This is a genomic window from Burkholderia sp. AU18528, from assembly GCF_002223215.2.
Lineage (GTDB): Bacteria > Pseudomonadota > Gammaproteobacteria > Burkholderiales > Burkholderiaceae > Burkholderia > Burkholderia semiarida.
Genome location: NZ_NKFC02000007.1, coordinates 1 through 25,280, shown reverse-complemented (window position 1 = coordinate 25,280; position 25,280 = coordinate 1). Strand labels below are relative to the sequence as shown.

Sequence of the window (25,280 nt, the reverse complement as noted above, 5' to 3'; positions counted from 1 at the left end):
CGGCCCGGCGGGAACGCCGGGCTGCTTGCCGGATGGACGAAAGCGGAGGCGGCCGGTGGCCGTCTCCGCTTTTTTTCGGGGTGGCTTTCCTGTCGCCGGCAATTCTCCTACAGTAGCGAAGCCCCGGGCCGTCCGGCCCGCGGGCGAGCCTGAGAGATCACAAGACCAACGAGGAACCATCCGATGAATATCAGCAAGCGTGGCGACCACCTGTTCGCGGCCGGGTTGTGGAAAGCGATCGGCGACGTCGCGAAATCGGTCCGTACCCAGATCGGCGAATACAGCGAAGGGCGCGTGCTGGCCGACGCGCTGTTCGCGCTGCAGCGCGAACTGGGCGGCAGCGAATTCGACGTGACGATCAACCAGGGGCGGCCCGTCGCGGGTTCCGATCCGCATTCGTTGATCTTCGGCAGGGCCGTCGAGCGTTTCAGGTACGACATGGAGGCGGTGGTGTTCGCGCTGAAGCACCGCCGCAGCATCGACGGGCCGAACGGCGCGCAGCGCGCCGACGCGCTCACGCAGGCCAACACGCATCTCGCCACCGCGAAGCAGTACGCGATGTTCACGGTCGGGCGATTCTTCGATGCGGTCGTCGACCGCGACGTGCTGGAACAGATCGTGGGCGCCGAGTCGCCGGCGCGCGGCCGGCCGGTTGCCGCGCGCAAGGGGATCGACGAGACGCAGCGCACGCTCGCCGGCGTGCGCCAGCGGATCATCGGCGCGATCGCGCAGATGTAATGGAATGGCCGCGCCGGCTCGTCGAGCCGCGCGGCCATCGCGTGATACGGATACGGATCAGCGGGGGAGCCGGCGCGCCGTGCCGATGAAGGGCCCGCGCCGCCGGCGAACCCCGCTTACTGCGGGCCCATCTTCTTGATCAGCACGTCGAGCTCGGCCGCCTCTTCGTCGGTCAGGTCGACGAGCGGTGCGCGCACCGGGCCCGCGTCGTGGCCGACGAGCTTCGCGCCGGCCTTCACGATGCTGACCGCGTAGCCTGCGCGGCGATTGCGGATCTTCAGGTACGGCAGGAAGAACTCGTCGATCAGGCGGCCGACCGTTGCGTGGTCGTCCTTCGCGATCGCTTCGTAGAAAGCCATCGCCGTCTTCGGGATGAAGTTGAACACCGCCGACGAGTACACCGGCACGCCGAGCGCCTTGTACGCGGCCGCATAGACTTCGGCCGTCGGCAGGCCGCCGAGGTACGCGAAACGATCGCCGAGGCGGCGGCGGATGGTGACCATGCTCTCGATTTCGCCGACGCCGTCCTTGAAGCCGATCAGGTTCGGGCAACGGTCGGCGAGGCGCTCGAGCATGTCCGCATTCAGCTTCGAATTCGCGCGGTTGTACACCACCACGCCGATCTTCAGCGCGCGGCAGACCTGCTCGACGTGCTCGGCGATCCCTTCCTGGCTGGCTTCGGTCAGGTAGTGCGGCATCAGCAGCACGCCGCTCGCGCCGAGGCGCTCGGCTTCCTGCGCATATTCGATCGCGACGCGCGTCGCGCCGCCCGCACCGGCGAGGATCGGCACCTTGCCCTTGCAGGTTTCCGTCGCGACGCGGATCACGTCCGAGTACTCGCGCTGCGTGAGCGAGAAGAATTCGCCGGTGCCGCCGGCCGCGAACAGCGCGCTCGCGCCATACGGCGCCAGCCATTCGAGACGCTCGGCATAGGTGGACGGACGGAAGCTGCCGTCGGCGTCGAAATCCGTCAGCGGAAACGACAGCAGGCCGTGGGAGATGATCTGTTTGAGTTCTTGCGGTGAAGTCATGGTTGGGTCGTCCGTCTAGCGCGAGTGCTGGTTCGTCGGGAACGGCATACGAGCCGAAGTGGCGATGTCGTTGTATGTCATCGTACAACGCAAGAAAGCGCGGCGCAAGCGGTTTGCTGACTGGCAAAGAGTAGGGTCTTTCCGGATAAGGGTTTACGCAGCATCGTGGAATGCGGTTGAATGTCATATGATGACTAACGATATCGCAGACTGCTTCCAGGAATTCCGATGACTGCTTCCCCTCTCTACATCCGCGTGCATGCGGACGACAACGTCGCGATCGTCGTCAACGACGGCGGTTTGCCCGAAGGCGCGACGTTCGCCGACGGGCTGACGCTGCGCGAAGGCGTGCCGCAGGGTCACAAGGTCGCGCTCGTCGACCTCGCGGCCGGCGACCCGGTCATTCGCTACAACGTGGTGATCGGCTATGCACTGGCCGACCTGCGGCGCGGCAGCTGGGTCAACGAGCGCACGATGCGCATGCCCGAGCCGCCGGGGCTCGACGACCTGCCGCTCGCCACGCGCGCCGCGCCGCCGCTCGAGCCGCTCGACGGCTATACGTTCGAGGGTTTCCGCAATGCCGACGGCTCGGTCGGCACGCGCAACATCCTCGCGATCACGACGACCGTGCAGTGCGTGTCGGGCGTCGTCGAGCACGCGGTGAAGCGGATCAAGGACGAACTGCTGCCGCGCTACCCGAACGTCGACGACGTGGTTGGGCTCGAGCATACGTACGGCTGCGGCGTCGCGATCGATGCGCCCGACGCCGACATCCCGATCCGCACGCTGCGCAACATCAGCCTGAACCCGAACTTCGGCGGCGAGGTGATGACGGTGAGCCTCGGCTGCGAGAAGCTGCAGCCCGAGCGCCTGCTGCCGCCGGGCGCGATTCCGGTGGCCGCCGACGGCGCGAGCGACAACGGCGGCGTCGTCTGCCTGCAGGACGCCGCGCACGTCGGCTTCAACTCGATGATCGACTCGATCATGAAGATGGCCGAATCGCATCTCGAGCGGCTCAACCGCCGCCGCCGCGAGACGTGCCCCGCGTCGGATCTCGTCGTCGGCGTGCAGTGCGGCGGCAGCGACGCGTTCTCGGGGCTCACCGCGAACCCGGCGGTCGGCTTCGCGGCCGACCTGCTCGTGCGCGCGGGTGCGACGATCATGTTCTCGGAAGTGACCGAAGTGCGCGACGGTGTCGCGCAGCTCACGTCGCGCGCGGCGAACGAGACGGTCGCCCGCGAGATCATTCGCGAGATGGACTGGTACGACCGCTATCTGGCGCGCGGCCGTGTCGACCGCAGCGCGAACACGACGCCGGGCAACAAGAAGGGCGGCCTGTCGAACATCGTCGAGAAGGCGATGGGATCGATCGTGAAGTCGGGCAGCGCGCCGATCGCCGGCGTCGTGCGCCCCGGCGATCGTGCACGGCAGAAGGGGCTGCTGTATGCGGCGACGCCCGCGAGCGACTTCATCTGCGGCACGCTGCAGCTCGCGGCGGGGATGAACCTGCACATCTTCACGACCGGCCGCGGCACGCCGTACGGCCTCGCGCAGGTGCCGGTGATCAAGGTGGCGACGCGCAGCGATCTCGCGCGCCGCTGGCACGACCTGATGGATCTCGATGCGGGGCGGATCGCGACCGGCACGGCGACGATCGAGGACATGGGCTGGGAACTGTTCCGGCTGATGCTCGACGTCGCGAGCGGCAAGCGCCGCACGTGGGCCGAGCAATGGAAGCTCGCGAATGCGCTGACGCTGTTCAATCCGGCGCCGGTGACCTGACGCGCGCGGCAGCGACGGTACGCAATGCGGGCGCCTTCGTGCGCCCGTTTTCTTTCGGGATGGCGCACGCGCGATTTCCCTTACCTCCTGCGTAATCGACCGCCCGCGCGAGACCGGCGACGATGGCGGCACGCGGACACGAAACGTTCGCGATATCGTCCACCGACACAAGGAGTCTCGCCATGAACACCGCTCAATCCGCATCGTCCGTGCACGCCGACCTGATCGACCGCTACTTCGCCGCGTGGAACGAACCCGACGGCGCACGCCGTCGTGCGCTGATCGACGCGACGTATGCGAGCGACGCGGCCTATCGCGATCCGCTGATGGCGGGCGACGGCCACGCGGGCATCGACACGATGATCGCCGCCGTGCAGCAACGCTTCCCCGCGTACCGCTTCCGCCGCACGACCGACGTCGACGCGTTCGGCCAGCACCTGCGGTTCTCGTGGGCGCTCGTGTCGCCCGACGGCGCGGCGATCGTGAAGGGCTCGGACTTCGGCACCGTCGACGCATCGGGCCGCCTCGCTTCGGTCACGGGTTTCATCGACGAAATGCCCGCCGCGGCGGCGTGACGCGAACGGCACATGCGCAGCGGCCGCCGGGATCGGGTAACGTTATGCGATTCGTTCCTGATCCCGGAGACAACCGACATGCTGAAGAATCTCGACCCGCTGCTGCACGCCGACATCCTGCACACGCTGCGCGCGATGGGCCACGGTGACGAAATCGCGATCTGCGATGCGAATTTTCCGGCGGAATCCGTCGCGGAGCACACGGTGGTCGGCCGCGCGCTGCGCATCGACGGCGCCGATTCGGCGCGCGTCGTGCGCGCCGTGCTGTCGGTGCTGCCGCTCGATACGTTCGTCGACACGCCCGCATGGCGGATGGAAGTCGTCGGCGACGCGGCCGCGGTGCCGCCCGTGCAGCGCGAAGTGCAGGCCGAGATCGACCGCGCGGAAGGGGGCGCGGTGCCGCTTGCCGGCGTCGAACGTTTCGCGTTCTACGAGCGCGCGCAGCAGGCGTACGCGGTGATCGTCACCGGCGAAACGCGCGGCTACGGCTGCTTCATCTTCAAGAAAGGCGTGTTGTTGAGCGACGCGGGCTAAACGCGTTTTTCAGCGCGCCGGGCTGCCGGCGCGGTCGCCGCGTTGTAAAGATTTGCTACAAGCTCTTGGACACCGCGAAAAGACCCTCTATGCTGGCCCATTTGCCGCGCGCCCTGCCGGGCCGCGCGGCGCCGAACCGCCCGGGCGCGCCCGGCGCGGACGGCCGAATTGCATACGAGGAGAAAGGCATGACGCGTACCGTCGATTCCGGCGTCATTTTTTTCGCGCGCCTGGCGCTGGCGGCGTTGTTCTTGTGGGGCGGCATCATGAAGCTGCTCGGCTACAGCGACTTCGTCGCGTATCTGCACGGGATGAACGTGCCTTATCAACAGGTCGTCGCGCCGATCGTCGTCGCGATCGAGGGGCTGGGCGGTCTGCTGCTGATCGTCGGCTACAAGGTACGGCCGCTCGCGTTGCTGATGGCGGTCTACACGATCGCGACCGCGATGGTCGGGCACAATTTCTGGGACGCGACGAGCGCCGCCGTCCAGCACGACATGGTGATTCACTTCTGGAAGAACGTCGCGATCGCGGGCGGTTTCCTGCTGCTGTTCGTCACCGGCGCCGGCGGCGCGAGCATCGACGCGCTGCGTCGGCCGAGTTCGTCGTACGGCGTGCTGCGTTGAACTGAGCACGCCTGCGCCGTCGCCGCTGCGCCGACGCAAATCAAAAGGGCCGAATCCCGCACGCCGCGGGATTCGGCCCTTCGTTCATCCGGCCGGCGCATGCGCGCCGACGTTCAGCGTGCGTCCTTCACGTCCTTCGCATCCTTCGAGAATTGCACCGCGATCGCGCCGAGCACGCAGATCGCCGCGACGTACACGACCGGTGCGAGCGGATTGGACTTCATCATCAGCGACACGATCACCGGCGTGAGGCCGCCGAAGATCGCATACGCGACGTTGTACGAGAACGAGATGCCCGAGAAGCGCACGACGGCCGGGAAGCTCTTGACCATCACGAACGGCACCGCGCCGATCGTGCCGACCATGAAGCCCGCGATCCCGTAGTAGAGCGGCAGCGTCGACGCATCGGCCGCGACCTGCGCGAACAGCAGGTAATAGCACGCGGCCAGCCCGATGCCGCCGATCGCGAGCACGCGCTTCGCGCCGATCCAGCCCGCGAGCGAGCCGGCGGTGATGCAGCCGGCCGTCAGGCACAGCGTCGCGACGCTGTTCGCGAACAGCGTCGTCGCGGGCGACAGGTGGAACTGCTTTTGCAGCAGCGCGGGCGTCATCAGGATCACGACGACGATCGCGGCCGACAGCATCCACGTGAGCAGCATCGACACGATCACCGCGCGGCCGTGGTCGCGCAGCACCGCCTTCAGCGGAATCTCGGCCGCGAGCGCCTTCTTCGCCTTCATCTCGGCGAACACCGGCGTTTCATGCAGCCAGCGGCGCAGGTACACGGAGAACAGCCCGAACACGCCGCCGAGCAGGAACGGGATCCGCCACGCGAACGCGCCGACTTCCGCCGCGGAGTAGCGGCTGTTGATGCCGGCCGCGACGAGCGAGCCGAGCAGGATGCCGGCCGTGAGGCCCGCGGTCAGCGTGCCGCACGCATAGCCGATATGGCGCGACGGCACGTGCTCGGACACGAACACCCACGCGCCCGGCACTTCGCCGCCCACCGCCGCGCCTTGCAGCACGCGGAACAGCAGCAGCAACACCGGCGCGAGGATGCCGATCGTGTCGTAGGTCGGCAGCAGGCCCATCAGCAGCGTCGGCACCGACATCATCAGCACGCTCAGCGTAAACATGCGCTTGCGGCCGAACAGGTCGCCGAAGTGCGCCATGATCACGCCGCCGAGCGGGCGCGCGAGATAGCCGGCCGCGAAGATGCCGAACGTCTGCAACTGGCGCAGCCAGTCGGGAATGTCGTGCGGGAAGAAGAGTTGTCCTATCGCCGGCGCGAAGAACACGAAGATGATGAAGTCGTAGAACTCGAGGGCGCCGCCGAGTGCGGCAAGGCCAAGGGTCTTGTAGTCGCTGCGCGTGAGCGCGCGTTCGGCGGCGCGAGGCACGCCGCTCAATTCGGAAGCTTGCATGGTCAGGACGATCGGTTTTCGAATGTAGTTGTCGGTGCTGCGTCTCCAGGGCCCGCTTTTCGGCATGGACTGGCAAGGCGCGGCTTGCGTCGTCGAGGCGTGCCGCGCGCCGGGTGAGGCGCGAAACACGTGCCGCCGCACCAGGATGGGGCGCGGCGCGGACGAAGCGTCAAAGCGGGTGGGGGGATTCTACAGGAGCGCGAAATGCCTGCGCGCGGGCGCGCGCCGGGAACGGCTTCGGACCATGCAGCCGAAGCGCGCGCGGCGCGGGCGGCCGGTGAGCCGCTGGCGCGCCGCGCGGGGCAGGGCCTCGCTGGTCAGTTGCCGGCGATCGTATCGACCGGCTTGAACGCGCCGCGCTCGACCTTGTAGATCGTCACCGGCGCATCCTTCAGGTCGCCCTTCGCGTCGTACGCGATGCTGGGCGCCGACACGCCCTTGATCGACACCTTGCCGAGATACGGCGTGTACACCTTCGGATCGGTCGAATTCGCGTCCCTCATCGCGGTGAGCAGCGCGATCGTGCCGTCGTACGAGTACGGCGAGTACGTGATCACGTCTTCGTTGAACCGCGCCTTGTAGCGTGCCGCGTAGCCGGAGAAGCCCGGCATCTTTTCCTTCGGCAGCCCGCCCATGTAGACGATCGCCCCTTCGGCCGCGTCGCCGCCGACCTTCAGGAACGTCGGCGAGCGCGACATCTCGCCCGTCACGAACGCCGACTTCATCCCGAGCTGGCGCATCTTGCGGATCATCGGCGACGATTGCGCGTCGCCGCCGCCGTAGAACACCGCGTCCGGATTCACGCCCTTCAGGTTGGTCAGGATCGCCGAGAAATCGAGCGCCTTGTCGTTCGTGAAGTCGCGCTTGACGATCGTGCCGCCCGCCGCTTCCACGGCCTTCGCGAATTCGTCGGCGATGCCCTGGCCGTAGGCCGTGCGGTCGTCGATGATCGCGATGCGCTTGAAGCGCAGCGTCTTCACCGCGTACGTGCCGACGATGCGGCCGGCCTGCGCGTCGCTCGTCAGCAGCCGGTAGGTCGTCTTGTAGCCGCGCGCCGTGTATTGCGGCGACGTCGCCATCGAGATCTGCGGCAGCCCCGCGCGATCGTACAGGTCGGACGCGGGAATGCTCGTGCCGGAGTTGAAGTGGCCGATGATCCCGCGGACGTTGCCGTCGATCAGCCGCTGCGCGACGGTCGTGCCGGTGCGCGGGTCGGCCTGGTCGTCCTGCGAGTCGAGCTGGAACGTGACGGGCTTGCCGCCGATCGTCGGATGCGTCGCGTTGAAATCGGCGATCGCGAGTTGCACGCCCTTCTGCATGTCCGTGCCGTAATTCGACTGCGGGCCGGTCAGCGGCGCGGCGAAACCGATCTTGACGACGTCGGCGGCGACGGCGTGCGCGCCCGACAGTGCGCAGGCAGCGGCCAGCGCGACGTGCGATACCTTCAGCTTCACTTTCACTTCCCCTTGATGGCGTGGTTGGGCCGCCGCCGGCATGCGGGCCGGCGCCGGTAAACCGGGCGAGACGGTTCGGTCCGCAAGCCGATGCGCAGGCCATGCAGGCGTGCCGCCTGCTGCGCAGGCTGTGCCGGAATCGGCGTGCGCGACCGTGGATGCGGCGAGCGTGCATGCCGATTGCGGCAGCGGCGGGAGGTCGTCTCGTGACCGTGAAGCGAAGTCTAGGTAACGAAAATACGGGCGTCTTGCGCGTTCGATGCGTGGCCGGCGACGATATCGGCATATCGTCGATTACCCTGATATATGCCGAAATCGTCATGGCGAATGCGCAAACCCGCCAAGACGCGGGTCGCCGGCATTTTTAGGATGACGGATCCGGTGCGTGGCGCCGGCGTGTCGATGCGCTGCGCCGGCTGCGGCGAAGGCGGAACGGTCGCCGGCCCGCACGCCGGGCGCATTGGTTGCGTGCGCAACCAGCGTTGTCCCTTCGACCGAACCTGTCGGGGCGCGCGATGCCGCCGGCCACCGTCTTGCCCGCCCCGCGTTCGATGCGACGCGATCGAAGGGGCGCTCCTATAATCGACGCCATCTGCCACTCGCTTCGCGGTTGCCGGGATGACGACCTTGCCTGCCGTACCGCCCATGAGCCTGTCCGACACGTTGCGCGACCCGCCCGACAACGCCGATTTCGGCGCGATGCTCGCGCATTTCCGTCTGCTCGAACCGGTGTTCGATGCGCTGCCGGACGTCGCGTTCTTCGTGAAGGACGCGAGCGGCCGCTACGCGCTCGTCAACCGCACGCTGGCGATGCGCTGCGGCTACAAGGACAAGCGCGACCTGCTCGGCAAGACGGCCGACGAGGTGTTTCCGCGCCGCTTCGGCCGCAGCTATTTCGAGCAGGACATGGCGACGATCAATGCCGGCCAGCAGTTGATGGACCAGCTGGAGCTGCACCTGTATCCGGGCCGTCAGCCGGGCTGGTGCCTGACCTGCAAGGAGCCGCTGCGCGACGCCGCGGGCCGGGTGGTCGGCCTCGCGGGCATCTCGCGCGACCTGAAGGCGCACGAGGGATCGCACCCGGCGTACAGCCGGCTCGCCGACGTGGTCCAGCACATCCAGGATCACTACGTGCAGCCGCTGAACCTGAAGCAACTCGCGCAGATGGCCGGGATGTCGGTCGCGCAGCTCGAACGCTACTTCCACAAGGTGTTCCATCTGACGCCGCGCCAGGTGCTGCTGAAGACGCGGCTCGACGCGGCCACCGCGCTGCTCGTCACGCACGACAAGGTGACCGACGTCGCCGCGCTATGCGGCTACACGGATCACAGCGCGTTCACGCGCCAGTTCAAGGCGACGGTCGGCGTGACGCCGACGGAATACCGGTTGATGCTGCAGGAGCGGGCGGGGTGACGCCACTCGCCGGCGTGGCCGGCGCGTCGCGGGGATCGGGTGAGGCGGTAAGGCGGGGAAGCGGGAGAGGCTGAAGCCGGCGGCTCAGCGGTAGCCGAGCCCTTTCAGGACGGCCGTGCCGTCTTCGGTCAGGCGGAAGCTCGGGGCCGTATCGGGGTCGAGCTTGACCATTTCGACGAGGCCGGCTTCCTGCAGCGCGGGCAATTCGGGTTTGGCGTTCGCGCCGATCGGTGCGTGCAGCAGCACGAGCAGCGTCGCGATTTCGTGATGACTGAGCAGGCGGCGCAGCATCGTCTTCTTTGCAGGGGGCGCGGCCGGGCGGCCCGCGGGTGCTTCTACGGTGCTCATCGCTTTCCTCCTTTTCGAGATAACCATCGGGTACTGGCTGCGGATGGTGCCGTCGAAGACTTAAGCGATTCTTAAAATCGGGGCAAGCAGCGCGATGCTGCACTGCGGTACGGGTTACGGGGTGTAACTCAGGGTCATCCTCAGAGGCCGCCTCCCGGCGTTTCCGCGCCTTGAACACCCCGCCCACGCGACGGCCTGTCGCTATACACACAACTACACAAAAATACTTGTGCCCTCCTTGTCCGTGTGTACAATTACACACAAGCACAGCGGAGGAGCCATGAGTTCAACAGAGCTTATCCGGATGCTGGAAGAGGACGGCTGGTTTTTGGTAAGAACGAAAGGCAGCCACCACCACTTCAAACACCCCACGAAGCCGGGGCTTGCGACGGTTCCACACCCGAACAAGGACCTGCCAATGGGGACAACAAAGAGCATCCTGAAAACCGCTGGTCTGAAGTGACCGGCGGTTTTTTACCGACCCAACAGGATGCAGGGGAAGGAAGCAGTACTTTTAAAATTGATGCAACCAAGGTCGCTTCACATAAGACGAATGTCAATAAGCGGTACATAAGAGAAGCTAGTGCTACCACGGAAGCAGGACAACAAAGGAATGGCAAACATGGAATTTCCCATCGCAATCCATAAGGACGATGGGACCGTCTACGGAGTGATTGTTCCGGATATACCGGGCGTTCATTCCTGGGGCGAGACCATCGATGATGCAATCAGGAACACAAAAGAAGCAATCGTCTCTCATGTCGAGACCTTAATCGAGCTGGGCGAGGACGTCGCCTTTAATTGCTCGACCATCGAAAATTTGGCAAGCAACCCGGACTACGCAGGGGCTGTGTGGGCTTTCGTGAGCGTTGACTTATCTCAGCTTGACTCGAAGCCTGAGCGTATTAACGTAAGTTTGCCAAGATTTGTACTTCATAAGATTGACGCGTATGTGGCATCCCGTCACGAAACCAGGAGTGGTTTCCTGGCGCGTGCGGCGTTGGAGGCCTTACATGAAGAGCATGCCAAACCTGCATGAAGATGCGCCGTTAATCTTACAAGCCCGCAGAGATGCGGGCTTTTTTATGAGTGTCCCCGGGCCGATCGCGGTGAGCCGCGCGGGCTGATCCGCGCCCGTCTCGTTCGCCACGATGGTGCGCGCGGGACGTGCCTCCTTGCTTCAACCGCGGACCACCTCCACTGTCGATGCCCACGATACCCGATTCGCCCTATTTCCTGCGCTGCGCCTGCGCGGCGAGCCGCACGGCCGCATTCGCCGCGCCATAGCCGTCGTACCCGCCGCGCCGCTCGACGATCTCGAGCGAGAAGCGGTTGTCGACCAGTTCCGTATAGGCGTGCAGGAATTCGCCGCCGTCCTCGTCGCGGTCGTAGAGCAGGTGGTGCGCGCTCAGCGTGTCGATCAGTTCGTCCGGCAGCGCGTAGCGCGCGGCGAGATCGTCGTAGTAATTGGCCGGAATGCGCAGGAACGGGACGCCGTCGGCCGCGAACGCGGCGACCGTCTTCACGATGTCGTCGGTGCGGAACGCGACGTGGTTCAGCCCCGTGCCGTGGTAGCGGTCGAGCGATTCGGCGACGGCCGTATGACGGTCGACCGATGCGTTCAGCGCGATCCGCACCGAGCCGTCTGCGCTGCGCACCGCGCGGCTGCGCATCAGCCCGTACGGATCGGGCACGAGCCAACTGCGCTCGGCCTCGAAGCCGAACGCGGTCTTGAAGAACAGGATCCAGGTGTCGAGCGCGTCGGCCGGCAGCGCGAGGCACACGTGATCGATGCCCGTCAGCGGGCCGACTTCGGTCGGGCCGTCGATGTCGGTCAGCACGAAGTCCGATTCATACAGCGTCGGCGCATCCGGCGCTTCGTCGACGAAATATTCGAGGCTGCCGTCCGGCGCCTTCACGCTCGGCAGCACGCGCTCGTTCGGCCCGACGCGGCCGGAGAACGGCGCATAGCCGAAGCCGGCCGCACGTTCGAACGCCACTTTCGCGTCGTCGACGCGAAACGCCGACGCGCACAGCGACAGCCCGTGCTGCTGGAAGAACGCATCGGCGAACGAGTCGCGCTCGGCATTGAGCACGATCGATGCGGCGCCGTGCTGGAACAGCGTCACGTCCTTCGAGCGATGCCTGCCGGCGAGCCGGAAGCGCATCCGGCCGAGCCATTCGCCGACGGTCGCCGCCGCCTGCGCGTCGACCGCGAATTCGATGAACTGGAACCCGACGTGCGCGGGCGGCGCGGGCGGCGCGAACAGCGGCTGGCTGGCGGCCGGCGCGCGGCCCTCTTGGGCGAGCCGCGCGCGCGTCAGGTCTTCCAGATAGAGCAGCGAGCGATGGCCGTCGGCGGCCGTGAGCGCGGTCGGCGCCGCGCGGAAGCCGTCGTTGAAGATCTCCAGCGACAGCGGCCCCGTGTAGCCCGACTCGATCACGCGCGCGGTGAAGCGCGCCAGGTCGAAGTCGCCCTGGCCCGGGAACGAGCGGTAGTGGCGGCTCCATTCGATCACGTCCATCACGAGCTTCGGCGCGTCGGCGATCTGCACGAAGGCGATCCGGTCGCCGGGGATGTCGGCGATCCCGTCCGGCGAATCGTCGAGCGACAGCGTGTGGAAGCTGTCGAGCGCGAGGCCGAGATGCGGGCTGTTCACCGCATTCACGAGCTTCCACGCGTGGCCGTACCGCTTCACGACGCGGCCCCACGCGAGCGCTTCGTACGCGGCCACCACACCGGCCTGCCGCGCGGCTTCGGCGAGCACGCCGAGCTGGTCGACGAGCAACGCGTCGTCGGCGATCGTGTCGGCCGCCACGCTGCTGCAGACGAGGATGCGGTCGGTGCCGAGCGCATGCATCACGTCGAACTTGCGCTTGATGCGGTCGAGATTGCGCGCGAGCTGGGCCGCGCTCACGCCCTCGAAGTCGCGAAACGGCTGGAACAGCACGATGTCGAGGCCCAGATCGGCGGCCATGCGCCGGACGTCGGCCGGCGATCCGTCGAAGTAGACGAGGTCGTTTTCGAAGATTTCGACGCCGTCGAAGCCCGCGGCCTGGATGGCGGCGAGTTTCTCGGCGAGCGTGCCGGACAGTGACACGGTGGCGATCGAGCGCTGCATGGGCGATTCCTGCTGATGAGCGGGGTGTGGCGCTGCTCGAACCGACCCTGAATGAACCAGTCGTTGAGTTCGGCGCGCGCGCCATATCCCGAATTTACTAGGCTAGTGATGTGTATTGTACAAACTAACTAGATGGTACAAATTAGCGAAAACCCGAAAAGACAGCCCGCTCGCCCGGGCGCACACTAGCGCCAAATTCCGATGTCTTCGGGGCGGCGCCGATCGTGGTCCGCCCCTGTTTCAGGAGCAGAAACACGATGAGCAAGCACAAGGTGCTGGTGCTGAACGGCCCGAACCTGAATCTGCTGGGCACGCGCGAGCCGCATATCTACGGCGCGGAAACGCTCGCGGATCTCGAGCAGCGCTGCCGCACGGCGGCGGATGGGCTCGGGCTCGACATCGACTTTCGCCAGTCGAATGCCGAGCACCAGCTGATCGACTGGCTGCATGCCGCGCGTCACGACACGCACGGCATCGTGATCAACCCGGCCGCCTATACGCATACGTCGGTGGCGCTGGCCGACGCGCTTTCCGCGATCGCGAAGCCGGTGATCGAAGTGCATATCTCGAACGTCCATCGCCGCGAGGCGTTCCGCCACCATTCGTACGTGTCGGCGCTCGCCGAAGCCGTGATCTGCGGCTGCGGCACCGAGGGCTACGTGTTCGCGCTGCAGCGCCTGGCGACCCTGTTCGCGAAGGAAGCCGCACGATGAGCCGCCCGTCGTTTCTGATCGGCCTGATCGGCCAGGGTATCGGCGGTTCGCTGTCGCCCGCGATGCACGAGGAAGAAGGCTTCCGCCAGGGTTTCGGCTACGTGTATCGGCGCCTCGATCTCGACGTGCTCGGCGTGAGCGTCGACGCGCTGCCGCAACTGCTCGATGCCGCGCAGCGGATGGGCTACAACGGGCTGAACATCACGCACCCGTGCAAGCAGCGCGTGATCGAGCACCTCGACGCGCTGTCGGATGACGCGCGCGCGCTCGGCGCGGTGAATACCGTGCTGTTCAAGGACGGCAAGCGGATCGGCCACAACACCGACTGGTCGGGCTTCGCGAAATCGTTTGGCCGCGGGCTGCCCGGCGCGTCGCTCGAACGCGTCGTCCAGCTCGGCGCGGGCGGCGCGGGCGCGGCCGTCGCGCACGCGGCGCTGCAGATGGGCGCGGCCGAACTCACGATCTTCGACGTCGACGGCACGCGCGCCACCGCGCTCGCGGCCGAGCTGCAGCAGCGCTTCCCCGCCGCGCAGGTCGCGTCGGGCGGCGCGCCGTCCGGCGGCGCGCTCGCGGCCGCGATGCGCGCCGCGACCGGCCTGATCCACTGCACGCCGACCGGCATGGCCAAGCATCCGGGCCTGCCGCTGCCGGCCGACCTGCTGCACGCGGGCATGTGGGTGGCCGACATCGTGTATTTCCCGCTCGAAACCGAGCTGATCCACGCCGCGCGCGCGGCCGGCTGCGCGACGCTGCCGGGTGGCGGGATGGCCGTGTACCAGGCCGTCGACGCGTTCGAGTTGTTCACCGGGCGCACGCCCGACGCCGAGCGGATGTTCGGTCACTTTCAGTCGCTCGTCGCGCGCTGACCCCTCACAGACACACAAAGAGACCAGGAGACGACCATGCAGCACACCACCCACACGAGCGCCGCGTCGGCGCAGGCGGCCGGCACGGTCCGGCGCACGTCGGCGCGCTACAAGATCCTCGCGCTGCTCGCGATCGGCACGATGATCAACTATCTCGACCGCACCGTGCTGGGCGTGGCTGCGCCGCAGCTCACCAAGGAGCTCGGCATCAATGCGGCCGTGATGGGCATCATGTTCTCCGCGTTTTCGTGGACGTACGTGGCGATGCAGGTGCCCGGCGGCCTGTTCCTCGACCGCTTCGGCAGCAAGATCACCTATTACTGGTCGATGACACTGTGGTCGCTGTGCACGTTCCTGCAAGGCTTCGTGCCGGGCGTCGCGACGTTGCTCGCGTGCCGCCTCGGTCTCGGCGTGACGGAAGCGCCGTGCTTCCCGACCAACAGCCGCGTCGTCGCGACGTGGTTCCCGCAGAACGAACGCGCGATGGCGACGGGCACCTATACCGTCGGCGAATACATCGGCCTCGCGTTCTTCAGCCCGGTGCTGTTCGCGCTGATGGGCGCGTTCGGCTGGCGCTCGCTGTTCTGGGTCGTGGGCGCGGTCGGCATTGCGTTCGGCTTCGTCTGGTGGAAGTTCTACCACGAGCCGCGCAACCATCCGGGCGCGAACGCGGCGGAACTGGCCTATATCGAGGCGGGCGGCGGTCTCGTTCATGGCGCGCGCAAGAACGGCGACAAGGGCGACAAGCCGGCGCAGGCCAAGTTCAGCTGGTCGATGGTTGGCCAACTGGTGAAGAAGCGCCAGCTCGCGGGCATCTGCCTCGGCCAGTTCGCCGGCAATTCGACGCTCGTGTTCTTCCTGACCTGGTTCCCGACCTATCTGGCCACCGAGCGCCACATGGGCTGGCTGAAGATCGGCTTCTTCGCGGTGATGCCGTTCATCGCCGCGTCGGTCGGCGTGATGTTCGGCGGCATCTTCTCCGACTGGCTGCTGCGCCGCGGCAAGTCCGCGAACCTCGCACGCAAGCTGCCGATCATCGCGGGGCTGCTGCTCGCATCGACGATCATTCTCGCGAACTACGTGCAGAGCAACGAAGCCGTGATCGCAATCATGTCGGTCGCGTTCTTCGCGCAGGGCATGGCCGCGCTCGGCTGGACGCTCGTGTCGGACATCGCGCCGGACGGCCTGCTCGGCGTGACGGGCGGCATCTTCAACTTCGCGGCGAACCTTGCCGGCATCATCACGCCGCTCGTCGTCGGCTTCATCGTCGCGTCGACCGGCTCGTTCGTCGGCGCGCTCGTGTTCATCGGCGTGATCGCGCTGATCGGTGCGCTGTCGTACATCTTCGTCGTCGGCGACATCAAGCGGATCGAGCTGTAAGTACAGACTCCCCGCACACTCGGTGCGTTCGCCCGGCGGCCGATCGGCCGCCGGGCTTTTTTGTGTGCGCGCGCCGGCGCGCGGGCCGGCATGCACCCCACTTCATGCGTGCTGCATCGCGATGCCGAGCGATTCGACCGCGGCCGCGATGGCGGCGACCGCGCGCCGGATATCGTCCGCGTCGATCGCGCCGATGCAGCCCACGCGGAACGTCTCGAGCCGCGTGAGCTTGCCCGGATACAGGATGAAGCCCGCGTCGCGCACCGCGTCGTAGAAGCGGCGGAAATCGTAGGCCGGATGGTCGGGCGCGTGAAACGTGACGATCACCGGCGCCTGCACGCTCGCGTCGAGGAACGGCACGAAGCCGAGCGCGCGCATCGATTCGATCAGCGTCCGACAGTTCTCCGCATAGCGTGCGCCGCGCGCCGGCCGGCCGCCTTCGGCGTGGTACTGGTCGAGCGAGGCACGCAGCGCGGCAATCACGTGCGTCGGCGGCGTGAAGCGCCATTGCCCCGTCTTGCGCAGATACGCGTACTGATCATGGAGATCGAGCGCGAGCGACGGCGAGTTGCCTTCGCTCGCGTCGAGCGCGTCGCGCCGCACGATCGCGAATCCCGTTCCCGGCACGCCTTCGAGGCATTTGCCGCTGGCCGAGATCAGCGCGTCGATGCCGCTGCCAGCCAGCGCGATCGGCAGCGCGCCGAACGAACTCATCGCATCGACGATCAGCCGCTTGCCGTGCCGCCGGCACGCGGCCGCGATCGCATCGAGCGGATTCAGGATACCGGCGCTCGTTTCCAGGTGCACGAGCGCGACGTGCGTGATGCGCGGCTCGCGCGCGAACGCGGCCTCGACGGCCGCCGCGTCGACGGCCGCGTCTTCGCCGAACGGCAACGCGATCGCGTCGATGCCCAGCCTGCCGAGAATCTTCAGAATGCGCGCGCAATACGCGCCGTTGTCGGGCACCAGCACGACACCGTCGCGCGGCACGAGCGTGCCGAGCGCGGCTTCGACCGAGAACGTGCCGCTCCCCTGCATCGGCACGCACACGTATGCGTCGCCACCGCCGGCGATGGCGACGAGATCAGCGCAGACGCTGGCCGTCAGCTGGTTGAAGGCGGCGTCCCACGACCCCCAGTCATGTTGCATTGCGTGGCGTGTTGTGGCGGACGTAGTGAGCGGGCCGGGCGTCAGCAAGATCGGGTTGGGCATGGTTTTTACCTCCAGCAAAGGGCGAACGAAACACCGGACGGCGTTTCTGAATGACTTGCATGATAGTGGCAAAATGTGTCATTTTTTGGAAATTGTGGCATTCGTCACGGCTTTGTCATCGAACGCTGTGATCCTTCGGTTGCCGCGCGACACGCAGCCTGAGCGCGGTAGCGCGGCGGGCCGCGAGGCGGCCTGCCCGGAGATAACAGGAGAGCCGGATCGTGCCCCGGCCGTTTGGTGTTCCGCCTACGGAGAAGTGAGATGACACTGCAGAAACCCTCGCGCGCCGCCGCCGGCGCGTTCCGCAAGCTCGCGCTGGCCGCCTGCGCCGCCGGTCTGCTGCAAGGCGCCGCGCTGTCGGCGCATGCGGCAAACGCGGTCGTGCTGTACACGGCGGACGGTCTCGAGAATCTCTATCGCGATGTGCTGCCGGCTTTCGAGAAGAAGGAAGGCGTGAAGGTCAACATCGTGACGGCGGGCAGCGGCGAGGTGGTGAACCGCGCGAACATCGAGAAGAACGCCCCGAAGGCCGACGTGATCGTCACGTTGCCGCCGTTCATCCAGCAGGCCGGCCAGATGGGCCTGCTGCAGCCGTACCAGAGCGTGAACTACAAGAACGTGCCGGCCATCGCGAAGGCCGAGGACGGCACGTGGGCGACGTTCGTGAACAACTACTTCTCGTTCGCGATCAATCCGGACGTCGTGAAAAACCAGCCGAAGACGTTCGCCGACCTGCTCGCGCCGGCCTACGCCGGCAAGGTCGCGTACTCGAACCCGGCCACGGCCGGCGACGGGATGGCCGTGCTGATACTGACGACGTCGCTGATGGGCGAGGACAAGGCATTCGACTACCTCGCGAAGCTGTCGCAGAGCGTGAAGTTCCACACGAAGGGCACCGGATACCTGAACGTGCTGCTGTCGCGTAACGAGATCAGCGTCGCGAACGGCGATCTGCAGATGGACCTCGACGACGCCGAACACGGCGCGCTGTCCGTCAAGCCGATCTTCCTGGCCGCGAAGGCCGGCGACCAGCCGACCACGTTCCAGCTCCCGTACGGCATCGGCCTGATCAAGAGCGGCCCGAACCAGGATGCCGGCAGGAAGCTGATCGACTATCTGATGTCGACGGAAGTGCAGTCGAAGGTGCCGGACATGTACGGCATCCCGGGCCGCACCGACGTGCCGCTGGCCGGCAAGAACGGCGAAGCGGTCAAGAAGGCGATCGCGGGCGTGAAGCTGATTCCGGTCGACTGGGCCCAGGTGATGGCGAAGAAGCCGGAATGGATCGAGCGCTGGAAGAAGGACGTGATCGGCAGCTCGGGCAAGCCGCTCGACGTCGTCAAGCCGAAGTGAGCGGCGCACGCCGCCTGTATCAGCGAGCAAGAGGATGAACCCGGTGGACACCGCCCTGACCCATCCCGGCGCATTCGGCGCCGCCGAACCGCACGCGACGCCGCGGTCCGGCGCGCCGGGCGGCGTGCGGATCGAGCATCTGAGCGTGCGCTACGGCGCACGCACGGTGCTGGACGATCTGTCGCTGTCGATCGGCGCCGGCGAATTTCTGACCGTGCTCGGCAAGAGCGGCTGCGGCAAGACCACGCTGCTGCGCTTCATCGCCGGGTTCGTGAAGGCCGACGGCCTGACCGGCACGCTGACCGTGGCCGGACGCGACCTGACCTATGCGCCGCCGCACAAGCGCAATCTCGGTCTGCTGTTCCAGAATTACGCGCTGTTCCCGCACCTGTCGGTGTTCGAGAACGTCGCATTCGGGCTGCGCGCCCGCGGCATGGCGTCGTCGGAAGTCACGCGCCGCGTCGCCGATGCGCTGAAGCTCGTGCAGCTCGGCGATGCGGGCCACCACCTGCCCGCGCAACTGTCGGGCGGGATGCAGCAGCGCGTCGCGCTGGCGCGCGCGCTCGTGATCGAGCCCGACGTGCTGCTGCTCGACGAGCCGCTGTCGGCGCTCGACGCCAACCTGCGCGCGTCGGTGCGCAGCGAGCTGAAGGCGCTGCACGAGCGCTTGCCGAACCTGACCGTCGTGTGCGTCACGCACGACCGCGACGACGCGCTCGTGCTGTCCGACCGTGCGCTGCTGATGCGCGACGGCCGCATCGCGCAGCTCGGCACGCCGCAGCAGTTGTACGACGCACCGCGCGACGGCTACGTCGCGCGCTATCTCGGCCCGGCGAACCTGTTGCCGCCGCACGTGATCTTCCCGCTCGGCGATCCGCGCCACGAGGTGCGCGACAAGGTCGCGTGCGTGCGCCCCGAGCGCCTGACCGTGATACCGCCCGCCGCCGGTGGCCTGCATGGCACGGTGTCGTCGGTCGAATGGCAGGGCGCGGACCTGTCGATCGCGGTCGTGATCGACGCGGCGCCCGACGAGCCCGTGCGCGTGACGATGCAACGCGGCCGCGGTGCGGCCCCCGAGCGCGGTGCGCGCGTTTCCCTGCATTGCGAGGCAGACGATGTCGTCCTTATCGAGCCCTGAAGCCGGCCTGCCGCCGCACGTGCTCGCGTCGGCCGCCGCACACGCCGCCGCCGCGCGGCGCCGCAGGCGCATCGGCGACCTGCACCTGGCTGTGCTGGCGATCGTCGTGCTGGGCCCGCTCGTCGTCTATCCGCTGGTGCGGCTCGTGCTGCTGAGCGTGTCGGGCGACCACGGGCTGAGTCTTGCCGCGTACCGGACCTTCTTCGGCAATCCCGACACGCGCAACGTGCTGCTGACGACGCTGGGCGTGCTGTTTGCAAGCGCCGGCACCGCGTCGGTGCTTGGCGTGCTGCTGGCCGCGCTGCTGTTCTTCAGGCCGTTCCCGGGCGCGTCGCTCGTCACGCGCTTCCTTGAGCTGTACGTCGCGTTTCCGTCGTTTCTCGTCGCGTTCACGCTGATCTTCCTGTACGGCTCGCAAGGCTCGATCGGCATCGCGCTGCAGCACCTGTTCCATCTCGAGAATCCGCCGCTGGACTTCCTGTTCGGCATAGGCGGCGTGATCCTCGCGCAGACCGTGTTCTACACGCCGTTCGTCGTGCGGCCGACGCTCGCGTCGTTCGCGACGCTCGACCTGCGGCTGATCGAAGCCGCGCGCAGCCTCGGCGCGCCCGGCTGGATGCTCGCGCGCCGCGTCGTGCTGCCGATCGCGTGGCCGGGCATCGCCGCCGGCACCGTGCTGTGCTTCCTGCTGACGCTGAACGAGTTCGGCATCCTGCTCGTGCTCGGCAGCGCGCGGCTCGTCACGCTGCCGGTCGCGATCTACAGCAGCGCGACCGTCGATCTCGACCTGCCGACCGCGTCGGCCGGCGCGGTCGTGATGTTGTCGCTGTCGCTGGCGCTGTATGCGGTTTATCGCCGGGTGAACCGGCGTGCGACGGGAGGGAACGATGTCCGCTGAATTTCGTATCGGGCAGGCCGTGCCGCGTCACCGGATCGGCTGGACCGACGCGCTGCTCGAGCATGCGTCGCGCGCCGCGCTCGCGCTGGCCGCGTTCGCGTGCTTCTGGCTGTTCGTGCTGCCGGTGATCGTCGTCGCGCTGTCGAGCGTGTCGACGCAGTGGTCGGGCACGATCCTGCCGGCCGGCTACAGCCTGCGCTGGTTCGAGCGGCTCGGGTCGCAGGAATACGACGCGCTGCTGACGAGCCTCGAAATCGGCTTCGGCGTCTCGGCGCTCGGCACGATCCTCGGGTTGTGGTTGGCGCTCGCGCTCGAAGGGCGCGACCGGCGCGGCCTCGGCGCGGTCGTCGACGCACTCGTGATGGTGCCGAACGGCGTGCCGAGCGTCGTGCTCGGGCTCGCGGTGCTGATCGCGTATCACCAGAAGCCGCTCGACCTGTCGAGTTCGGCGGCGATCGTCGTGCTGGTGCAGCTCGCGCTGATTCTGCCGTTCTGCTATCGCTGCGCGGCCGCCGCGCTGCGTCCGGAGCTGACCGTGCTGCGCGAAGCCGCGGCGAGCCTCGGTGCGCCGCCCGCGATGGTGCTGCGCCGCGTGCTGCTGCCGCAACTCGTGCCGGCGCTGCGCGCGAGCCTCGCGCTCGGCTTTGCGCTGTCGCTCGGCGAGCTCGGTGCGACGCTGACCGTGTATCCGCCCGGCTTCGCGACCGTGCCGATCGTCGTGATCGGCCAGGTGGAGCGCGGCTATTACCTGCCGGCGTCCGCGCTGTCGCTGCTGATGCTCGGCGCGTCGCTCGCGGCGCTGCTGCTGATCGCCGCGCGCGTGCCGCGCGGCAAGCGGGAGGCATCGTGAACGCCGCGTTCGCTTTGCGGCGCCCCGGCGAGCAACGGGCCGCCGGCAACGGGTCGGCGAATCTCGCGGGACGCTCGATCGACGTCAACGGCCGCCGCTACCGGCTGCCGGTCGAGCCGACCGTCGTCGTCTGTGTCGACGGCTGCGAATACGATTACCTCGAACGCGCGGTGGCGGCTGGCGCCGCACCGTTTATCGGCCGGATGATCGCGGAAGGCACCGCGTGGCGCGCCGATTGCGTCGTGCCGACCTTCACCAACCCGAACAACCTGTCGATCGTCTGCGGCGTGCCGCCGTCGGTCCACGGCATCTGCGGCAACTATTTCTGGGATCCTGCCGCCGACGGCGGGCGGGGCGCCGAAGTCATGATGAACGACCCGGCCTACCTGCGCGCCGGCACGCTGCTCGCGGCGGCGTCCGACGCCGGCGCGCGGGTGGCCGTCGTGACCGCGAAGGATAAGCTGCGCCGGCTGCTCGGCTGGCAACTGAACGGCGTCTGCTTTTCGGCCGAGAAGGCCGCGCAGGCCAATCTCGCGGAAAACGGGATCGTCGACGTGCTCGACTGGGTCGGCCTGCCGTCGCCGGATGTATACAGCGCGGCGTTGTCCGAATTCGTGTTCGCGGCCGGCGTGCGGCTCGCGCAGACGCGTCAGGTCGACCTGATGTACCTGTCCACCACCGACTACGTGCAGCACAAATGCGAGCCGGGCAGTGCCGGGGCGAACGCGTTCTACGCGATGATGGACGGCTATCTCGCGCAGCTCGACGCGCTCGGCTGGGCGATCGGGCTCACGGCCGACCACGGGATGAACGCGAAGCACGATCCGGCGACGGGGCGGCCGAACGTGATCTATCTGCAGGACGCTTTCGACGGCTGGTACGGCACGCAGGCTGCGCGCGTGATCCTGCCGATTACCGATCCGTACGTCGTCCATCACGGCGCGCTCGGTTCGTTTGCGACGATCTACCTGGCGCCGGGCGTCGACCGGGCCGAGGCGATGTGGCGTGTCGGCGGCCTCGACGGCGTCGAGCTCGTGCTCGACAACGCGGAAGCCGCGGCACGTTTCGAACTGCCGGCCGACCGGATCGGCGATCTCGTCGTGATCGGCCGTCGCGACATGACGCTCGGCACGCGCGAGCGCGAACACGATCTGTCGGGCCTCACGGTGCCATTGCGTTCGCATGGCGGCGTGTCCGAGCAGGAGGTGCCGCTGCTGTTCAATCGCCGCATCGAGCGGGACGATCCCTCACGTCGCCCGCGCAACTTCGACGTGTTCGATTTCGTGTTGAACCGGATCGCGACATGATGGCTCATCCCCGGCAAGACCACCCTGCGTTCCGCGCCGAGGCGCTGCGGTGGTGCGGCACGCGCGCGCCGCGCGCCCGTGTGTTCGACGTCACCGATCCGTACACCGGCACGCGTGTCGGTACGGCGCCGCTGGCGAGCGTCGACGATGTGCGCGCTGCGTTCGATTACGCGATGGCGTACCGGCCGGCGCTGACGCGCTACGAGCGTTCGCAGATCCTCGAGCGCGCGGCCGCGCTGCTGCGCGAACGTGCGGACGAAGCGTCCGACCTGATCACGCTCGAGTCGGGATTGTCGAAACAGGATTCTCGTTACGAGATCGGCCGTGTCGCCGACGTGCTGAAGTTCGCCGCGGTCGAGGCGCTGCGCGACGACGCGCAGAGTTTTTCGTGCGACCTGACGCCCCACGGCAAGGCGCGGCGCGTGTTCTCGCAGCGCCAGCCGCTCGACGGCGTGATCGTCGCGATCACGCCGTTCAATCATCCGATGAACCAGGTCGCGCACAAGATCGCGCCGGCGATCGCGACCAACAACCGCGTGATCGTGAAGCCGTCGGAGAAGGTGCCGCTGTCGGCGTTCTATCTGGCCGATCTGCTGTACGAAGCCGGGCTGCCGGAGCCGATGCTGCAGGTGCTGACCGGCAACCCGGCCGAAATCGCGGACGAGCTCGTCACGCATCCGCATGCGTCGCTGATCACGTTCACGGGCGGCGTCGCGATCGGCAAGGCGATTGCCGCGCGGGCCGGCTACCGGCGCATCGTGCTGGAGCTGGGCGGCAACGATCCGCTGATCGTCCTCGCCGATGCCGATCTCGACCGCGCGGCGTCGCTTGCGGTGTGCGGGTCGTACCGGAATTCGGGCCAGCGATGTACGGCCGTCAAGCGGATACTGGTGCAGCGCTCGATCGCGCCAGCGTTCACCGAATTGCTCGTCGAGAAGACACGTGCATGGAAACACGGCGATCCGTTCGATCCCGCGAACGAAATGGGCACCGTGATCGACGAAGCGGCGGCGCGGCTGTTCGAGGCGCGCGTCAACGAGGCGGTGGCGCAGGGTGCGCGCCTGCTGACGGGCAACGTGCGGCGCGGCGCGCTGTACGCGCCGACCGTGCTCGACAACGTCGATCCGTCGATGACGATCGTGCGCGAGGAGACGTTCGGGCCCGTGTCGCCCGTCATCGCGTTCGACACGATCGGCGACGCGATCCGGATCAGCAACGGCACGGCGTTCGGGCTGTCGTCGGGCGTCTGTACGGACAGCACGGCGGCCGTCGTGCGCTTCGTGAACGAGCTGAAAGTCGGCACGGTGAACGTGTGGGAAGTGCCGGGATACCGGATCGAACTGTCGCCGTTCGGCGGGATCAAGGATTCGGGGCTCGGGTACAAGGAGGGCGTCCAGGAGGCGATGAAGAGCTTCACGAACCTGAAGACGTTCTCGCTGCCTTGGGAGTAAACGAATGGCGCTGACGATGGACGAGATTCACGCGCTGTATCGCGAGCATGGCCATGTGGCCTATAGCGGCGAACCGGTCACGCAGCTCGAACATGCATTGCAGAGCGGATTGCTCGCGGAGGAGTCCGGGGCCGACGAAGCGCTGGTCGCGGCGGCATTCCTGCACGATCTCGGCCATCTGCTGAATCGCCAGGGCGAGACGCCGAGCGCGCGCGGGATAGACGATCTGCACCAGTATTACGTGCTGCCGTTCCTGCGGCCGCTGTTTTCCGACGCGGTGCTGGAACCGATCCGGCTGCACGTCGACGCGAAGCGCTGCCTGTGCCGCACGGACGCCGGCTACTTCGAGAGCCTGTCGCCGGACTCGGTGCGCAGCCTGGCGTTGCAGGGCGGCATTTTCAGCGACGACGAGGCGGCGGCGTTTCTGCAGCGCCCGTACGCGGAGGACGCGCTGCGCCTGCGCCGCTGGGACGATACGGCGAAGAAGCAAGGCAAGATGACGCCGGATCTCGATCACTATATGGAGATCGTCGCACGCCAGATGCGCGCGGCCTTCTGACGGGGCCGGTTGCCTCCATATTTAAGGGGCCGCACGCGGCAGCGTGCGGCCCCTTAAATTTTTTGCGAAATCCCTTGCGCGAATGCCGCGAGCTGCTTAGAATCACGCCTCTTTCGCGCTACCGGAAACGCGGTGCGGGAGGAAGGGAAGCGGTGCTGTTGAGGTTCGGTGGTAACGAGCCCGGCGGCGCAGGAAGTTGAGCCCCGCAGTCGCAACGAAGTCGTTCAGAAAGTTGTTGACGAGCTGCGAAACACGGTTCATAATCTCGCTTCTCTGCTGCTGAAAACGCAGCGCTGCCGAGGGGTCTCAGATTCCTCGCAGAAACGCTCTTTAAAAATTAACAGCCGATAAGTGTGGGCGCTTGATGAAAGCGAGCTGATCCTCGGATCAGATAGCGAAAGTATCAAGAGTCTCACACTAAAGTAAGTCAGGTTTATGAAGTGATTCATATTCCTGTCAGCTTTGAGTGAGCGACCGGTTCTACGGAACCGAAAACAGTAACAGGT

The 25,280-nt window shown here is 67.1% G+C and carries 24 protein-coding genes; 18 read left to right on the top strand and 6 right to left on the bottom strand.

Going from position 1 to position 25,280, the window contains the following annotated elements; all coding sequences use genetic code 11:
• Positions 1-183 precede the first annotated feature (183 nt).
• Positions 184-738 carry a hypothetical protein gene (locus tag CFB52_RS26845; protein ID WP_059582110.1) on the top strand — a complete coding sequence of 185 codons (555 nt, stop codon included), beginning with the start codon at positions 184-186 and terminating at the stop codon, positions 736-738.
• 116 nt (positions 739-854) lie between these two features.
• Here the strand turns inward: CFB52_RS26845 and kdgD are convergent, their stop codons facing one another.
• The gene (kdgD, locus tag CFB52_RS26840) at positions 855-1,769 is read right to left on the bottom strand and encodes a 5-dehydro-4-deoxyglucarate dehydratase (RefSeq protein WP_099317959.1); all 915 of its coding nucleotides are present in this window, start codon (positions 1,767-1,769) and stop codon (positions 855-857) included.
• 228 nt (positions 1,770-1,997) lie between these two features.
• Here kdgD and garD point away from each other — a divergent pair, with 228 nt between their 5' ends.
• From garD to CFB52_RS26820, 4 genes are all read left to right on the top strand, one after another.
• Complete coding sequence (garD, locus tag CFB52_RS26835; RefSeq protein ID WP_089465815.1) at positions 1,998-3,551, top strand: galactarate dehydratase; 1,554 nt, start codon at positions 1,998-2,000, stop codon at positions 3,549-3,551.
• 182 nt (positions 3,552-3,733) lie between these two features.
• Positions 3,734-4,126: a nuclear transport factor 2 family protein gene (locus CFB52_RS26830; RefSeq protein WP_059582116.1), complete on the top strand. Its 393-nt coding sequence runs from the start codon at positions 3,734-3,736 to the stop codon at positions 4,124-4,126.
• 78 nt (positions 4,127-4,204) lie between these two features.
• Positions 4,205-4,660, top strand: coding sequence for an RbsD/FucU family protein (locus tag CFB52_RS26825; RefSeq protein ID WP_099317958.1), 456 nt, complete (start codon positions 4,205-4,207; stop codon positions 4,658-4,660).
• A gap of 188 nt (positions 4,661-4,848) precedes the next feature.
• Positions 4,849-5,286, top strand: a complete 438-nt coding sequence (locus tag CFB52_RS26820) for a DoxX family protein (protein WP_059582218.1) — start codon at positions 4,849-4,851, stop codon at positions 5,284-5,286.
• Between the two features lie 113 nt (positions 5,287-5,399).
• Here CFB52_RS26820 and CFB52_RS26815 read toward each other — a convergent pair whose 3' ends face one another.
• Entirely contained in the window at positions 5,400-6,710 is a 1,311-nt protein-coding gene (locus tag CFB52_RS26815; protein ID WP_059582122.1) for an MFS transporter, read from the bottom strand.
• Positions 6,711-7,027: 317 nt separating this feature from the next.
• On the bottom strand, positions 7,028-8,206 hold the full coding sequence (locus CFB52_RS26810; RefSeq protein ID WP_059582124.1) for a branched-chain amino acid ABC transporter substrate-binding protein: 1,179 nt from the start codon (positions 8,204-8,206) through the stop codon (positions 7,028-7,030).
• Positions 8,207-8,782: 576 nt separating this feature from the next.
• Here CFB52_RS26810 and CFB52_RS26800 point away from each other — a divergent pair.
• Positions 8,783-9,577 (top strand): AraC family transcriptional regulator, encoded by a 795-nt coding sequence (locus tag CFB52_RS26800; protein WP_059582127.1) that lies wholly within the window; start codon positions 8,783-8,785, stop codon positions 9,575-9,577.
• Positions 9,578-9,661: 84 nt separating this feature from the next.
• Here CFB52_RS26800 and CFB52_RS26795 read toward each other — a convergent pair whose 3' ends face one another.
• Positions 9,662-9,925: a hypothetical protein gene (locus tag CFB52_RS26795; protein WP_099317957.1), complete on the bottom strand. Its 264-nt coding sequence runs from the start codon at positions 9,923-9,925 to the stop codon at positions 9,662-9,664.
• A 280-nt stretch (positions 9,926-10,205) separates the two neighbouring features.
• Here CFB52_RS26795 and CFB52_RS26790 point away from each other — a divergent pair, with 280 nt between their 5' ends.
• On the top strand, positions 10,206-10,388 hold the full coding sequence (locus tag CFB52_RS26790) for a type II toxin-antitoxin system HicA family toxin (protein WP_081059224.1): 183 nt from the start codon (positions 10,206-10,208) through the stop codon (positions 10,386-10,388).
• A 159-nt stretch (positions 10,389-10,547) separates the two neighbouring features.
• Complete coding sequence (locus tag CFB52_RS26785; RefSeq protein ID WP_081083294.1) at positions 10,548-10,964, top strand: type II toxin-antitoxin system HicB family antitoxin; 417 nt, start codon at positions 10,548-10,550, stop codon at positions 10,962-10,964.
• A 190-nt stretch (positions 10,965-11,154) separates the two neighbouring features.
• Here CFB52_RS26785 and CFB52_RS26780 read toward each other — a convergent pair whose 3' ends face one another.
• Complete coding sequence (locus tag CFB52_RS26780; protein ID WP_099317956.1) at positions 11,155-13,047, bottom strand: bifunctional sugar phosphate isomerase/epimerase/4-hydroxyphenylpyruvate dioxygenase family protein; 1,893 nt, start codon at positions 13,045-13,047, stop codon at positions 11,155-11,157.
• A gap of 257 nt (positions 13,048-13,304) precedes the next feature.
• Between CFB52_RS26780 and aroQ the strand changes: the two genes are divergently transcribed.
• The 3 genes from aroQ to CFB52_RS26765 are packed head-to-tail and all read left to right on the top strand — an operon-like array spanning position 13,305 to position 16,006.
• The gene (gene aroQ, locus CFB52_RS26775; protein ID WP_099317955.1) at positions 13,305-13,760 is read left to right on the top strand and encodes a type II 3-dehydroquinate dehydratase; all 456 of its coding nucleotides are present in this window, start codon (positions 13,305-13,307) and stop codon (positions 13,758-13,760) included.
• Positions 13,757-14,626 carry a shikimate dehydrogenase gene (locus tag CFB52_RS26770; RefSeq protein WP_099317954.1) on the top strand — a complete coding sequence of 290 codons (870 nt, stop codon included), beginning with the start codon at positions 13,757-13,759 and terminating at the stop codon, positions 14,624-14,626. The genes aroQ and CFB52_RS26770 overlap by 4 nt, the downstream gene beginning before the upstream one ends.
• A 36-nt stretch (positions 14,627-14,662) precedes the next feature.
• Positions 14,663-16,006 (top strand): MFS transporter, encoded by a 1,344-nt coding sequence (locus CFB52_RS26765; protein ID WP_059582138.1) that lies wholly within the window; start codon positions 14,663-14,665, stop codon positions 16,004-16,006.
• A 102-nt stretch (positions 16,007-16,108) separates the two neighbouring features.
• Here CFB52_RS26765 and CFB52_RS26760 read toward each other — a convergent pair whose 3' ends face one another.
• A complete protein-coding gene (locus CFB52_RS26760; protein ID WP_099317953.1) occupies positions 16,109-17,218 on the bottom strand; it encodes a 2-aminoethylphosphonate--pyruvate transaminase in 1,110 nt (369 codons plus the stop codon).
• A 261-nt stretch (positions 17,219-17,479) separates the two neighbouring features.
• Between CFB52_RS26760 and phnS the strand changes: the two genes are divergently transcribed.
• From phnS to CFB52_RS26725, 7 genes are read left to right on the top strand one after another with little or no spacing between them, the layout of a single operon-like run.
• The gene (gene phnS, locus CFB52_RS26755) at positions 17,480-18,571 is read left to right on the top strand and encodes a 2-aminoethylphosphonate ABC transporter substrate-binding protein (protein WP_099317952.1); all 1,092 of its coding nucleotides are present in this window, start codon (positions 17,480-17,482) and stop codon (positions 18,569-18,571) included.
• 34 nt (positions 18,572-18,605) lie between these two features.
• Positions 18,606-19,709, top strand: coding sequence for a 2-aminoethylphosphonate ABC transport system ATP-binding subunit PhnT (gene phnT / locus CFB52_RS26750; protein ID WP_060968312.1), 1,104 nt, complete (start codon positions 18,606-18,608; stop codon positions 19,707-19,709).
• Positions 19,687-20,607, top strand: a complete 921-nt coding sequence (phnU, locus tag CFB52_RS26745) for a 2-aminoethylphosphonate ABC transporter permease subunit (RefSeq protein WP_059582148.1) — start codon at positions 19,687-19,689, stop codon at positions 20,605-20,607. Before phnT ends, phnU begins: the two co-directional genes overlap by 23 nt.
• Complete coding sequence (gene phnV, locus CFB52_RS26740) at positions 20,597-21,457, top strand: 2-aminoethylphosphonate ABC transport system, membrane component PhnV (RefSeq protein ID WP_099317951.1); 861 nt, start codon at positions 20,597-20,599, stop codon at positions 21,455-21,457. Before phnU ends, phnV begins: the two co-directional genes overlap by 11 nt.
• On the top strand, positions 21,454-22,764 hold the full coding sequence (gene phnA, locus CFB52_RS26735) for a phosphonoacetate hydrolase (RefSeq protein ID WP_180278269.1): 1,311 nt from the start codon (positions 21,454-21,456) through the stop codon (positions 22,762-22,764). The genes phnV and phnA overlap by 4 nt, the downstream gene beginning before the upstream one ends.
• The gene (gene phnY / locus CFB52_RS26730; protein ID WP_099317950.1) at positions 22,761-24,215 is read left to right on the top strand and encodes a phosphonoacetaldehyde dehydrogenase; all 1,455 of its coding nucleotides are present in this window, start codon (positions 22,761-22,763) and stop codon (positions 24,213-24,215) included. The genes phnA and phnY overlap by 4 nt, the downstream gene beginning before the upstream one ends.
• Before the next feature lie 4 nt (positions 24,216-24,219).
• Positions 24,220-24,774, top strand: coding sequence for a phosphonate degradation HD-domain oxygenase (locus CFB52_RS26725; protein ID WP_059582157.1), 555 nt, complete (start codon positions 24,220-24,222; stop codon positions 24,772-24,774).
• Positions 24,775-25,280: the final 506 nt, after the last annotated feature.

What these genes read in the sequence shown, in the direction of transcription:
- CFB52_RS26845 (WP_059582110.1), top strand. Translation starts at nt 184, where the DNA reads ATGAATATCAGCAAGCGTGGCGACCACCTGTTCGCGGCCGGGTTGTGG.
- kdgD (WP_099317959.1), bottom strand. Translation starts at nt 1,769, where the DNA reads ATGACTTCACCGCAAGAACTCAAACAGATCATCTCCCACGGCCTGCTG.
- garD (WP_089465815.1), top strand. Translation starts at nt 1,998, where the DNA reads ATGACTGCTTCCCCTCTCTACATCCGCGTGCATGCGGACGACAACGTC.
- CFB52_RS26830 (WP_059582116.1), top strand. Translation starts at nt 3,734, where the DNA reads ATGAACACCGCTCAATCCGCATCGTCCGTGCACGCCGACCTGATCGAC.
- CFB52_RS26825 (WP_099317958.1), top strand. Translation starts at nt 4,205, where the DNA reads ATGCTGAAGAATCTCGACCCGCTGCTGCACGCCGACATCCTGCACACG.
- CFB52_RS26820 (WP_059582218.1), top strand. Translation starts at nt 4,849, where the DNA reads ATGACGCGTACCGTCGATTCCGGCGTCATTTTTTTCGCGCGCCTGGCG.
- CFB52_RS26815 (WP_059582122.1), bottom strand. Translation starts at nt 6,710, where the DNA reads ATGCAAGCTTCCGAATTGAGCGGCGTGCCTCGCGCCGCCGAACGCGCG.
- CFB52_RS26810 (WP_059582124.1), bottom strand. Translation starts at nt 8,206, where the DNA reads ATGCCGGCGGCGGCCCAACCACGCCATCAAGGGGAAGTGAAAGTGAAG.
- CFB52_RS26800 (WP_059582127.1), top strand. Translation starts at nt 8,783, where the DNA reads ATGACGACCTTGCCTGCCGTACCGCCCATGAGCCTGTCCGACACGTTG.
- CFB52_RS26795 (WP_099317957.1), bottom strand. Translation starts at nt 9,925, where the DNA reads ATGAGCACCGTAGAAGCACCCGCGGGCCGCCCGGCCGCGCCCCCTGCA.
- CFB52_RS26790 (WP_081059224.1), top strand. Translation starts at nt 10,206, where the DNA reads ATGAGTTCAACAGAGCTTATCCGGATGCTGGAAGAGGACGGCTGGTTT.
- CFB52_RS26785 (WP_081083294.1), top strand. Translation starts at nt 10,548, where the DNA reads ATGGAATTTCCCATCGCAATCCATAAGGACGATGGGACCGTCTACGGA.
- CFB52_RS26780 (WP_099317956.1), bottom strand. Translation starts at nt 13,047, where the DNA reads ATGCAGCGCTCGATCGCCACCGTGTCACTGTCCGGCACGCTCGCCGAG.
- aroQ (WP_099317955.1), top strand. Translation starts at nt 13,305, where the DNA reads ATGAGCAAGCACAAGGTGCTGGTGCTGAACGGCCCGAACCTGAATCTG.
- CFB52_RS26770 (WP_099317954.1), top strand. Translation starts at nt 13,757, where the DNA reads ATGAGCCGCCCGTCGTTTCTGATCGGCCTGATCGGCCAGGGTATCGGC.
- CFB52_RS26765 (WP_059582138.1), top strand. Translation starts at nt 14,663, where the DNA reads ATGCAGCACACCACCCACACGAGCGCCGCGTCGGCGCAGGCGGCCGGC.
- CFB52_RS26760 (WP_099317953.1), bottom strand. Translation starts at nt 17,218, where the DNA reads ATGCCCAACCCGATCTTGCTGACGCCCGGCCCGCTCACTACGTCCGCC.
- phnS (WP_099317952.1), top strand. Translation starts at nt 17,480, where the DNA reads ATGACACTGCAGAAACCCTCGCGCGCCGCCGCCGGCGCGTTCCGCAAG.
- phnT (WP_060968312.1), top strand. Translation starts at nt 18,606, where the DNA reads ATGAACCCGGTGGACACCGCCCTGACCCATCCCGGCGCATTCGGCGCC.
- phnU (WP_059582148.1), top strand. Translation starts at nt 19,687, where the DNA reads ATGTCGTCCTTATCGAGCCCTGAAGCCGGCCTGCCGCCGCACGTGCTC.
- phnV (WP_099317951.1), top strand. Translation starts at nt 20,597, where the DNA reads ATGTCCGCTGAATTTCGTATCGGGCAGGCCGTGCCGCGTCACCGGATC.
- phnY (WP_099317950.1), top strand. Translation starts at nt 22,761, where the DNA reads ATGATGGCTCATCCCCGGCAAGACCACCCTGCGTTCCGCGCCGAGGCG.
- CFB52_RS26725 (WP_059582157.1), top strand. Translation starts at nt 24,220, where the DNA reads ATGGCGCTGACGATGGACGAGATTCACGCGCTGTATCGCGAGCATGGC.